The 11,756-nt window shown below is 42.0% G+C and carries 14 protein-coding genes; 13 read left to right on the forward strand and 1 reads right to left on the reverse strand.

The window, feature by feature from the left end; genetic code table 11:
- The first annotated feature begins 49 nt into the window (after positions 1-49).
- Together K1I80_RS02400 and K1I80_RS02405 are read left to right on the forward strand one after the other, a co-directional pair.
- Entirely contained in the window at positions 50-415 is a 366-nt protein-coding gene (locus K1I80_RS02400; RefSeq protein ID WP_223313011.1) for a TIGR02328 family protein, read from the forward strand.
- A 235-nt stretch (positions 416-650) separates the two neighbouring features.
- Positions 651-1,226, forward strand: a complete 576-nt coding sequence (locus tag K1I80_RS02405; protein ID WP_223313010.1) for an NADPH-dependent F420 reductase — start codon at positions 651-653, stop codon at positions 1,224-1,226.
- Positions 1,227-1,309: 83 nt separating this feature from the next.
- Here the strand turns inward: K1I80_RS02405 and K1I80_RS02410 are convergent, their stop codons facing one another.
- Positions 1,310-2,125 (reverse strand): Cof-type HAD-IIB family hydrolase, encoded by an 816-nt coding sequence (locus K1I80_RS02410; RefSeq protein ID WP_223313009.1) that lies wholly within the window; start codon positions 2,123-2,125, stop codon positions 1,310-1,312.
- Between the two features lie 122 nt (positions 2,126-2,247).
- Here K1I80_RS02410 and lepA point away from each other — a divergent pair, with 122 nt between their 5' ends.
- From lepA to K1I80_RS02465, 11 genes are all read left to right on the forward strand, one after another.
- On the forward strand, positions 2,248-4,071 hold the full coding sequence (gene lepA / locus K1I80_RS02415) for a translation elongation factor 4 (RefSeq protein ID WP_032912442.1): 1,824 nt from the start codon (positions 2,248-2,250) through the stop codon (positions 4,069-4,071).
- A 42-nt stretch (positions 4,072-4,113) separates the two neighbouring features.
- Positions 4,114-4,746, forward strand: a complete 633-nt coding sequence (locus tag K1I80_RS02420; protein ID WP_223313008.1) for a hypothetical protein — start codon at positions 4,114-4,116, stop codon at positions 4,744-4,746.
- A 327-nt stretch (positions 4,747-5,073) separates the two neighbouring features.
- Positions 5,074-5,865 carry a nicotinamide riboside transporter PnuC gene (gene pnuC, locus K1I80_RS02425; RefSeq protein ID WP_002895303.1) on the forward strand — a complete coding sequence of 264 codons (792 nt, stop codon included), beginning with the start codon at positions 5,074-5,076 and terminating at the stop codon, positions 5,863-5,865.
- Positions 5,866-5,969: 104 nt separating this feature from the next.
- Complete coding sequence (locus K1I80_RS02430) at positions 5,970-6,614, forward strand: hypothetical protein (protein ID WP_223313007.1); 645 nt, start codon at positions 5,970-5,972, stop codon at positions 6,612-6,614.
- Between the two features lie 167 nt (positions 6,615-6,781).
- Positions 6,782-7,276 carry a YkgJ family cysteine cluster protein gene (locus tag K1I80_RS02435; protein ID WP_002904626.1) on the forward strand — a complete coding sequence of 165 codons (495 nt, stop codon included), beginning with the start codon at positions 6,782-6,784 and terminating at the stop codon, positions 7,274-7,276.
- Positions 7,277-7,473: 197 nt separating this feature from the next.
- Positions 7,474-8,307: an AraC family transcriptional regulator gene (locus K1I80_RS02440; RefSeq protein WP_223311525.1), complete on the forward strand. Its 834-nt coding sequence runs from the start codon at positions 7,474-7,476 to the stop codon at positions 8,305-8,307.
- A gap of 53 nt (positions 8,308-8,360) precedes the next feature.
- Positions 8,361-9,287, forward strand: a complete 927-nt coding sequence (locus tag K1I80_RS02445; protein ID WP_223311524.1) for a DNA repair protein RadC — start codon at positions 8,361-8,363, stop codon at positions 9,285-9,287.
- Positions 9,288-9,477: 190 nt separating this feature from the next.
- Complete coding sequence (locus K1I80_RS02450) at positions 9,478-10,167, forward strand: YjjG family noncanonical pyrimidine nucleotidase (RefSeq protein ID WP_317627770.1); 690 nt, start codon at positions 9,478-9,480, stop codon at positions 10,165-10,167.
- Between the two features lie 178 nt (positions 10,168-10,345).
- Positions 10,346-10,618 (forward strand): 30S ribosomal protein S16, encoded by a 273-nt coding sequence (gene rpsP / locus K1I80_RS02455; RefSeq protein ID WP_002895310.1) that lies wholly within the window; start codon positions 10,346-10,348, stop codon positions 10,616-10,618.
- Between the two features lie 19 nt (positions 10,619-10,637).
- Positions 10,638-10,877: an RNA-binding protein KphA gene (gene kphA / locus K1I80_RS02460; protein ID WP_002895313.1), complete on the forward strand. Its 240-nt coding sequence runs from the start codon at positions 10,638-10,640 to the stop codon at positions 10,875-10,877.
- Between the two features lie 324 nt (positions 10,878-11,201).
- Positions 11,202-11,750: a putative immunity protein gene (locus K1I80_RS02465; protein ID WP_223311522.1), complete on the forward strand. Its 549-nt coding sequence runs from the start codon at positions 11,202-11,204 to the stop codon at positions 11,748-11,750.
- Positions 11,751-11,756: the final 6 nt, after the last annotated feature.

Raw genomic sequence — 11,756 nt, forward strand, 5'->3', positions numbered from 1 at the left:
TGTTCATATTCGTTGATGACTTTATAAGATTATTCTAGAAGGAGAAAATGTGAGACTTTGGCACCAAGATTTGATTGAAAGACTTCCGCGCCAGCAGCTTTTAGGCCAGCACCGAGAGTGCGCAGCCTTACGTGGACGAGGGTGGGGTAAGCCGCATGCGACGGTCAACTATGTTTTTGAGCACAGTCCTTATTGTCTCTATGCTTATCATCTCTTGATTATGGAGGAGATGCAGAAGCGGGGCTATCAGCCAGACAGCCTTTGGCTGGACAAGGATTACCGTGGCAAGACCTGCCCACCCTACCAGGAGTTGCAAGCTGAGGAGCTCGAACATCCCATTTATCCGGAGCATGACGCATCCTATCTGCAAGAATGCCTGGAAAATCTCAAAGAGAAGGGGATAGATATTGTCTGATTTCCAAGAGCCAAGACGGCATAGTGTTAAGGTTATATAACAACAAAAAGGAAGATATAGTGCTCTTCCTTTTTTATATGTTTTTTGTGATAAAATACCAGTGACTTTTAGGAACTAGAAATTTTTTTAAATTTCTGAGTTGTAATTATTGACATTACAATACCATGTGTTATAATTCTAGATGTAACAAAAAATGTTACAATATAAATTTGTAACTTAAAAGGAGGAATATAATATGGCAAACATTACAATTTTTGGACAAGGAAATATGGGACAAGCAATCGCAAGTGTGTTCACTTCAGGTGGACATGAAGTTGATTTTGTAGGTAAAGAAGGTCTTACAAAACGTGCGGGTGATATTGTTGTATTGGCTGTTCCATACGCCGCAATTGCAAGCATTCTTGAAGCTAATAAAGCAGCGCTCGCTGGAAAAATCTTAGTAGATATTTCTAACCCTGTAAACTTTGAGAATATGGATGAATTGCTTACACCGGCTGGGAGTTCAGCAGCAGAAGAAATTGCTAAATTAATTCCTGAAGCTCGAGTGGTCAAAGCTTTTAACACAAATTTTGCGACGACAATTGCTTCGAAACAAGTCGCTGGTAAAGAAAAAACAACTGTTCAATTGGCATCGGATGACCAAGAAGCAAAGAAAATTCTTGCTGGATATATCCAAGAAGGTGGCTTAGATACGATTGATGCGGGTGGCCTCAAACGTGCCCGTGAATTAGAGGCAATGGGTTTCTTGCAAATAACACTTGCCGTACGTGAGAAAATCAACTGGACGGCTGGTTTTGCTGTTATTAAATAAAGAAAAAAATCAGCCTCAAAGCAGGCTAATTCTTAGACTGAAAACAAAATCCTCAGAAGTTTCACTTCTGGGGATTTATACTTTTACGAATTCAAAATATACTTCTCGATAGCTGTAGCGACCCCATTTTCCTCGCAGCTGTCTGTGACGGCATCGGCTAGGCTTTTGACATGGTCTGAAGCATTGCCCATGGCAACACCGAGGCCAGCATATTCCAGCATTTCGATGTCGTTGTTAGCATCTCCGATTGCCATGATTTCCTGAGGATTGACGTCCAATTGTTTAGCCAATCGCTCTAGGGCAAAGGCTTTTGTCACACCGGACGGCATGGCCTCGTAAATGACTGGCTGGGAGCGAACACCGCTGAAACGCTGGCAGATTTCTTGGCCAAAGTCGGCTTCAAAAGCATCTACCTGCTCTTGGCTGCCTAAAAACATAGCTTGAAACATTCTGTGTTTACCGCTGCAAGCCTCTTCCAGACTAATCTCGGTTGGAGTGGTGAATACTAGGCTAGCATCATTCACGACATAGGAACTGGCTTTTTCTCCGACGACGAAATAATGCTCCTCATCAAAGAGAGTCAGCTGGACAGGGCTATTTTCAGACAGGCTGTAGAGATAGCGAATATCCTGACCGCTCAGCTCTTGCCAGTCCACCAAACTCCAGTCGCTGGTCTGATGTGTAGCGCAGCCATTGTCCACGATGACATATTCGTTTTCTTGTGCAAGGCCCAGCTTGTCATAATAAGGCTTGACGCCAATCAAGGGACGGCCTGTGCAGAGAACCAATTTGACACCTTTCTCAATTGCTCGGTGCAGAGCTTCGATGTGAGCCTGGGGAATTTCTTTTTTGCTATTGAGCAAGGTGCCGTCCATATCAAGTGCAAGAATTTTAATCATAAAGTGTCTCCAAAATTATTCTCTGACTAGTATAGCATAATTTATAGAGAAAGTCCGAGTCTATAGGAAAAATCACTGGTCTTGTGTTATAATAAATAGAATACCCTAAAAGGATGAGAAAAATGAATTTAGAAGATTTGAAAAAACGTCAGGAGAAGATCCGCAATTTCTCCATCATTGCCCACATTGACCACGGAAAATCAACCTTAGCTGACCGGATTTTGGAGGCGACGGAGACGGTTTCCAGCCGGGAAATGCAGGCCCAACTTTTAGACAGCATGGACTTGGAGCGGGAGCGCGGTATCACCATTAAGCTCAATGCTATCGAGCTTAATTATACTGCCAAGGACGGCGAAACCTATATCTTCCACTTGATTGACACGCCAGGACACGTGGACTTTACCTATGAGGTATCGCGGTCGTTAGCTGCCTGTGAAGGGGCTATTTTGGTCGTAGATGCGGCTCAGGGGATTGAGGCTCAGACCTTAGCTAATGTTTATCTAGCGCTGGACAATGACTTGGAAATCCTGCCAGTCATTAATAAAATTGACCTGCCAGCCGCGGATCCAGAGCGGGTGCGGGCAGAGATTGAAGACGTGATTGGGTTGGATGCAAGCGAAGCCGTGTTGGCTTCTGCCAAGGCTGGCATCGGAATTGAGGAAATTTTAGAGCAGATTGTGGAAAAAGTTCCAGCACCTACTGGAAATGTTGAAGCACCACTCAAAGCCTTGATTTTTGACTCAGTCTATGATGCCTATCGTGGGGTAATCCTGCAAGTGCGGGTGATGGACGGTGTGGTCAAGCCGGGAGATACCATTCAGCTCATGAGCAATGGCAAGACCTTTGATGTAACAGAGGTTGGCATCTTTACTCCCAAGGCCATTGGACGCGATTTCCTAGCGACAGGGGATGTTGGATATATCGCAGCCTCTATCAAGACGGTACAGGATACCCGGGTCGGGGATACAGTGACCTTGGCGGATAATCCAGCTGCAGAGCCACTAGCTGGCTACAAGCAGATGAACCCGATGGTCTTCGCTGGTCTCTATCCGATTGAGTCCAATAAATACAATGACCTGCGTGAGGCGCTTGAAAAGCTCCAGTTAAACGACGCCAGTCTGCAGTTTGAGCCAGAAACATCGCAGGCGCTAGGATTTGGTTTCCGTTGTGGTTTCCTGGGCTTGCTGCACATGGACGTCATTCAGGAGCGTTTGGAGCGTGAGTTTAATATTGATCTGATCATGACGGCGCCGTCCGTTATCTATAAGGTCAATATGACGGATGGTGCTTCCCTTGATGTGTCCAATCCGAGCGAGTTTCCAGACCCAACCAAGATTGATTCCATTGAGGAGCCTTATGTCAAGGCGCAGATTATGGTGCCCCAGGAATTTGTCGGAGCGGTGATGGAGTTGGCTCAGCGCAAGCGTGGTGACTTTGTGACCATGGACTATATCGATGATAATCGGGTCAATGTCATCTATCAGATCCCGCTTGCTGAAATCGTCTTTGACTTCTTTGATAAGCTCAAGTCCTCTACTCGTGGCTATGCTAGCTTTGACTACGAAATCTCCGAGTATCGCTCGTCCAAGCTGGTGAAGATGGATATTCTCCTTAATGGCGACAAGGTTGATGCTCTCAGCTTTATCGTTCACAAGGAATTTGCCTATGAGCGTGGTAAGCTGATTGTGGACAAGCTCAAGAAAATCATTCCTCGTCAGCAGTTTGAAGTACCTATTCAAGCCGCTATCGGACAGAAAATCGTGGCTCGGACAGACATCAAGGCCTTGCGTAAGAATGTCTTAGCCAAGTGTTACGGTGGTGATGTTTCTCGGAAGCGGAAACTCCTTGAAAAACAAAAAGCCGGTAAAAAACGGATGAAAGCTATCGGATCTGTCGAAGTCCCACAAGAAGCCTTCCTCAGTGTCCTGAGTATGGATGAGGAATAAAGCTTTATATCTCTAGGTAATATATCCCAAAAGGAGAAAATCATGAAACGATCGTATCTGCTTGGAGCAGTTCTGGTATTAACTTCACTTACTCTTGCATCGTGTGCCAATTCTGGACAAAAGCCTGGTCAATCTAGTTCTTCGACTAGTTCCAGTGCACAAGTGAAAAAGAATTCTTCAAATTCTTCTTCTAAAAAAAGCAAGAGCAAAACCAATCAAGAAACAAAACGTGTTGGTTCTCCAGAGTTTGGTTATATCGATATCCCAAGTAAATGGATTAAATTTTTTGATGCAGAGGTTGAGGGACTTATCCAATATACCGACGGCTCTGCTTATAATATCGTTACCATGAATGCTGTTTCTAAGGCAGAAGCTGAAGTAGCAGATGGTGAGACTTTCAATGCAGAAACAATTGCTCAACATGTAGCCTATAATTGGAGTCAAAAAGATAATATTGAGAAGATGTGGGGCTCTAAAAGTACTGTCTCAGGAATAGAAGCCTTTCAAATAAACATCATTCTGAAATCAGGACAACTTGCTAATACATTGGTTTTCCAAAAAGATGACAAAGTCTATATACTATCCTTTGAAGGCGACGAAGAAACTCTTGATGATTTCATTACAAACATGAAAGATACTTGGAGTCTTGATAGCAAGGGAGCAGTCAGCGAATAATAGTTTAAAAAAACAAGAGGCCTATTTATTAAGACTCTTGTTTTTTCAGTGTAGAAGCTAATTATGCTTCACAAAAAGATTGTAACTAATCAAAAAACGTTCGACTACTATCAAATCCAATCAAAAAGACTTACAAAAATTTGTAGGTCTTTTCTTGAAATCCGAACGTTAGAAAATCTTTTTTTGATTTTACTTGACATTTTCTGAAATAGGAATATGATAAAGTGTGAACAATGTATAAGTAAAATTTGTGCGTGTTCGAAAATAATAGAGCGTTGCATCCGTAAGTCAATTTGACACGGCTCTTAAAAAACAAAAGGAGAAAGAATGAATACTTATATCCAAAAGAAAATCGCAAACATGAAGCTGACGCTTTCTGAAATGTCTGGTGGCTATAAACGAATGGTGACTAGTATGAAGAAGCTCGGCTTTTCTGGTACCTTGAAACTTATCTGGGACGATTTGTTTGCTCATCGCAGTCTAGGTCAATGGGTTTATCTCTTGATTCTAGGGAGTTTTCCGCTTTGGTTGGAGCTGATATATGAACATCGCATCGTGGATTGGACGGGGATGATTTGCAGTCTGACTGGGATTATCTGTGTAATCTTCGTTTCTGAAGGACGGGCTAGCAATTACCTCTTTGGTTTGATTAATTCTGTGATTTACTTGATTTTGGCTTTGCAGAAAGGCTTTTATGGAGAGGTCCTGACGACTCTTTACTTTACCATCATGCAGCCGATTGGGCTATTGGTGTGGATTTACCAAGGCCAGTTCAAAAAAGAAAAGCAAGAGTTTGTTGCTCGTAAGCTAGATGCCAAAGGATGGACAAAATATCTATCGCTTAGTGTGCTTTGGTGGTTGGTCTTTGGCTTGATTTACCAATCTGTGGGGGCTAATCGTCCTTATCGTGATTCAATCACAGATGCGACAAATGGTGTAGGGCAAATCTTGATGACGGCTGTTTATCGTGAACAGTGGATTTTCTGGGCAGCGACCAATATTTTTTCTATTTACCTCTGGTGGGGTGAGAGTCTTCAGATTCAAGGGAAATATTTGATCTATTTAATCAACAGCTTAGTCGGATGGTACCAGTGGAATAAGGCTGCTAAAAAAGCATAGTCCTATAAACGGAAAAGAAATCGGATGCGACAATGTCTCTCTTTCCTTTCGTCCTAAAAATATGGTAAACTAGTATTAGTAAAATTTATTAGATTTAGGAAGGAATGACCATGAAAAAGAAGTACTTTCTGCTCTCCCTGATAATCTTAGCCGGCCTCTCCCTGTCCTCTTGTAGCCTTATTAAGAGTTATAGCAGTCGGAAAGCATCTGATTCTTCCAGTCGAGTTTCCCTGAGAGATGACAGCGATACAAGTAGTAGCAGTCGTAAAGAAAAAGATTCGTCAAAGACTACTGGTACGCAGCGGGTTGGCTCTGATGATTATGGCTATATCAGTATTCCTGATAATTGGATTAAGTTTACAGACGTAGATGGTGGCGATAGCGTCCAGTATACGGATGGAAGTGGCTATAATATTGTCACGATGAACGCTTATACAAAAGAAAAAGCCAATATCGGAGAAGGTGAAGAATTCAACGCTGAAACCATTGCCCAACGTATTGCTTATCACTGGAAGGATAATAAGGAAGTCGATGATTTTTGGGGAGCAAAGAGTACCGTAGCTGGAAATGAAGCCTTTCAGATTAATGTTGTTTTAAAATCCACTCAAAACCTAACGGTTTGGGTCTTCAAACAAGGCGATAAGGTCTATATGATGTCCTTTGAAGGCGATGAAGACACTCTGTATGAATTTATCCCCTATATCGAAGAAACTTGGAGCGTCAGCAAGGACGGTGGAAAAAGCATTTAGCGACAGCATTTGATGAGTGCTCTCTAAGTTCATAAAAAGCAAATCTGGGACTCGTTCTCAGATTTTTTTGTTAGATGGGATATCTAATATTCTTTGAGTTTGATAAGATTTAAGAGGGCTCATTTTATGATATAATAAAAGCAATTTGAATACAGAAAGAAAAATATATGACCCAAGAAATCGACCTTGAAAAGTACCATCAGCTAGCTTTGCAGAAGCAGAAAGAGCATCGAAAATTTTTAGCCAGTCTCAAGAAAAAGCCACCAAAAAACCTAGATAAGATTGCCCAGCAAATCCATGATGAGGTCTTTGAGGAGATTGACTGTACAGCCTGCGCTAATTGCTGTAAGACTCTGGGACCAGACTTTAAGGAAGCAGACATTGTCCGTATTGCCAAGTATTTCAAGATGAAGCTGCCGGCTTTTGAAGAGGAATTTCTGCAGGTAGACGAAGACGGTGACAAGGTCTTCAAAGCCATGCCTTGTCCTTTTTTAGGTGGAGACAATCTCTGCTCGATCTACGATGTCCGTCCAAAGGCTTGTCGAGAGTTCCCTCATACAGACCGCAAGAAGATTCATCAGATTAATCATCTAACAATCAAAAACACCCTGACTTGCCCAGCGGCTTATCTTTTTGTGGAGAAGCTACGGGATAGGTTGTAGAATCCCCCTCTAAATCTTGTACAAAAATTCTAGGGCGGGAGTATCTTAGATCTGTTAGACTATAGTTAGAATTGAATACGGCCTAGAAGCTATGTGAAAAAGATAAAATTTCCTCGGAGCAGGAGCCCCTCCGCCAATTTTCCTATTTCCACTTTGCTTTTAACGGCCTTAGTATCTTTTATGAGGTGAAAAAGAATATGATGCATCAATTCAATCGAACCATGGAATATCTAGAAAGTAAGTTGGACGCAGAAGTGGATTTACAGCAATTTCAGCAACTTTCGGGCTATTCTTATGCTCTCTTCAGCAGGCTTTTTTCCATCCTGGCAGATATGACTCTAGCAGAATACTTACGCAATCGCAGGCTGTCAGAAGCTGTGACGGACTTGCGGGAAAGCTCTGATAAGGTTATTGACATAGCGATGAAATACGGCTATGAGTCTGCCGATGCCTTTAGCGCAGCCTTTAAGAAATTCCATGGTGCGACTCCCTCAGAAGTTCGAAATGGAAAACCTTATCGGGTCTTTCCTAGACTTCAATTATCCTTAAAGATTACAGGAGGAAAGAACATGGATATCAAGATTCAAAAGAAACCTGCATTTACTGTGGCAGGAGTCCTATTGGAAGCTATTGACAATAGCCAGTGCCCGTCTGCCTGGGATCAGCTCTATGAAAATCACAGCTTTGAAAGCCTAGAAAGTTTGGGCAGTGGCCAATCCTTTGGCGTCTGCTCGGATGTCAAAGAAGGCGAAATCATCAACTATATGGCCGCTTATGATGTGACGGATAAAGCGAAAGCAGAAGAACTAGGTCTGTCAATCAAGGAAATCTCAGAAGCGGAATATGCCATCGTACCAGTCAAAGGGGCAATCCCCGCCAGTATCCACCATGCTTGGAAATATGTCTTGGAAGTCTTTTTCCCAGAAACTGGCTATCGCCACTCAGGAGCACCAGATTTTGAAGTTTACACCGAGGGAGACATGTCTTCTCCAGACTATCAAATGGAACTTTGGATACCAGTAGTGAAATAAAATGGTGATTGCAAGTCATTTTTTAGGCGTTGATTACAGAGGAGGATGATGCTATGCAGATGTATTTTGGGGACGTTTCTCTTTGTTATACATATTCACTTGCGATGGCGCTGCATTCGTATGGTTATGATGTTCGCCCTGAGTTTTTGGAAGCCATTATGGTGATGGGAAATGGCGCCAGTATTGTAAAGGAAGATGAAAAACACCCCTTAGTTTTCTTTGATAATGGGATGCCAGATAGTTCTATCAGCCATTCTTTAGACATTCTGGGTTTTACCTATGATGAATACTATATAAAGGATTCAAATGCGGCGAATCTTCTCTCTATCAGAGAAATCTTAAGTAAGTTTTTGCTCAGCGGACCAGTTGTTCTTGGCCCTTTGGACATGGGTTATCTGACTTATAATCCCAATCATATCCATTTGTATGGGGTGGACCATTTTGTTTCAGTTTATGATCTAGATGATGAGTTTATCTATTTCCATGATCCAGCAGGTTTTGCTTGTATGAAAATGACTTTCTCAGAATTTTCGAAAGCCTGGGAAGCTAAAAATATCGACTATAAAAGAGGTTCTTTCTCCATGTGGGGAAACTTCAAAAAAATCAAATCTCCTACTTCCAAAGAGATTTACCAGAAAACATCTATGCTGATGAAACAACAATACGAACGTGGCGAGGAGAACGTGATAATAAGATATGCTAAGTCGGTAGCAGACAATGGCTTGAATGAGGAACAAAAACATCTTCATCAATACTTTAGTTTCAAATTAGCTTCTATCAGAAATCTATACATGAGCAACTTCTTAAAAGACCACGATACGGTCAGATCTGAACTAAAAGAAAATTTAGCAAAATTGTTTGGTCAAGCTCATCTATTTTGTATCAAGGAAGATTACCAAAAACTGTCAGAAGTATTGTTTGATATTGCAGCGCTAGATAATAAGTTTAGAGATTTGTGCCTTCACTATAAGGAAGAGTAGAAGAAGTGAGAAAAACGAAGATGCTGTTTGGAAATGCAGCAGAATCAAAATAAGAGCAACCAAATTATCAAATGAAAGTCTGGATTCCAGTAGTGAAATAGATTAGAAATCAGCCGTTCGTTTTTGAGCGGCTGGTTTTTGTAGCTTGTGGTATAATGAAGCTACTACAGTTACAGAAAGGATTTCAACCTTGTCATACAAATTTCTACTTTTCGACCTTGACCATACCTTGCTGGATTTTGATACGGCTGAAGATATTGCCTTGACTCATTTTTTGGAGGAGCAGGGCGTGACGGAGATTCAGACCTACAAAGACTATTATATTCCCATGAACAAGGGGCTTTGGCGGGAACTAGAGCAGGGGAAAATCACCAAGCCTGAGCTAGTCAATACTCGCTTTTCTCGTCTTTTTGCTCATTTTGGCATTGAGAAGGATGGCGCCGAGTTAGCCCTTCTCTATCAGCAGCATATTGCTCAGCAAGGACAAACCTACGCTGGTGCTAGTGAGCTTTTGGACAGTCTGACAGCAGCTGATTATGAGATTTACGGAGCGACCAATGGCATCACGGCTATTCAGACCGGCCGTATGGCCCATTCCGACATTGCGCCCTATTTTAACCATATTTTCATCTCGGAGCAGATGGGGACTCAGAAGCCCGAAGCCTTGTTTTATGAAAAAATAGCAGAGCAGATACCGAGCTTTGACAAGAGCCAGACCTTGATGATTGGGGATTCTTTGACTGCTGACATTGCAGGCGGTAATAATGCAGGATTGGACTCTATCTGGTACAATCCCAAGCAGCTAGAAAATAAAAGTCTTTTTCAGCCGACCTATACCGCCTATTCTTATGACGACATTATCAGACTCTTGCTTCCATAAGGAGATTGTAAATGAAAAACTATTGTTCTTTTAAACAAGAAAGACTAATCTAAAAAAATTTTTTAACTCTGTCAAGAAAAAAACTTGACAGCTATTTTTAATCTGCTATAATAGAACATGTGCTTAATAGCTCTGCTATTTCACCAAAAGAAAAAAATAAAGAAAAGAGACCTTAATAATGGCAGTAAAAATCCGTTTGACTCGTATGGGTTCTAAGAAAAAACCTTTCTACCGTATCAATGTTGCAGATTCACGTTCACCTCGTGATGGACGTTTCATCGAAACAGTTGGTACTTACAACCCACTTGTAGCTGAAAACCAAGTAACTTTGAAGGAAGACCGTATCCTTGAGTGGTTGGGTAATGGTGCACAACCTTCTGATACTGTACGCAACATCCTTTCAAAAGAAGGCGTATTGAAGAAATTCCACGATTCAAAATACTCTAAATAATAGAAGCGTAGGTTGACATATGGACACGATTGAAAATCTAATTATTGCGATAGTGAAACCTTTGATTTCACAGCCAGATGCCTTAACTATAAAGATTGAGGATACACCTGAATTTTTAGAATATCACCTAGATCTTGATCAGAGTGATGTTGGACGTGTAATCGGTCGTAAAGGTCGTACTATTTCCGCTATAAGGACGATTGTTTACTCTGTCCCAACTGAATACAAAAAAGTTCGCATCGTTATTGATGAGAAATAAGAAGAACGGGACCAGTGTGTCTCGTTTTTTTCTATGCCCCTTAATGAAACAAGCCGTTAGGCGCAGTTGAATTTAGGGGCATAGATGCAGTTCGAGCGTATGCGAGAACTACGTACCTTGGATTCTATAACGAGGCAAGCGCGATGAAAACAGTCGGATTTAGGGAAATTGATGCCCAGCTAAGCGTGGGTACAAGGCCCTTAATGAAACAAGCCGTTAGGCGCAGTTGAATTTAGGGGCATTGATGCAGTGCGAGCGTATGCGAGAACTATCTAGCTTAGCTTCTTCAACGAGGAAATCGAGAAGCGTGGAAACGGAGAAAATATGAAGTCAGAAGATTATGCTTGGAACGCCCATGAACGAGAGTGTTATGAGAATGGACAAGTGAGTCTGCCCAGCCCTTACAAGATTAAGATTCTTGATTATGGTCAGAAAAGATTGGAACTGGAACAAATCTTGGTCCAGCTTCCTCAGAAGCAGCTTGCCCAATGGGCAATGGAACATGCTACTCGCTTTATAGCTTTGATAAATATTGGTGACGATCTTAAAGAACAGCAAATCTTGACTCAAGTTCAGGAAGTGTTTGAGGCGCGACTTGAGGGTAAAGTTTCTGCCTATGAGCTGAGAAAGGCTGGTTTCTTAGCTCAGCAGCTGTCGCAGCAAGCCAAATCACCAGTCAGTAAGTATGCTGCGCGTGTCTTTGCCCAAGCGGTCGCAACAGCCCACATGCGAGGTCATGCCATTGTCTCGGCTGATTATGCAGTGAAAGTAATAAATCTGCAGAGTCCAGATGATATGCAAGCGGTTGTCAGAGAAAGAAAGCAACAGATAGAATTAGCCAAAGAATGGCAGAAAAGTATAAATGAGCTGTAGAATGGA

Source organism: Streptococcus sanguinis (assembly GCF_019929225.1).
GTDB classification, from domain to species: domain Bacteria; phylum Bacillota; class Bacilli; order Lactobacillales; family Streptococcaceae; genus Streptococcus; species Streptococcus sanguinis_J.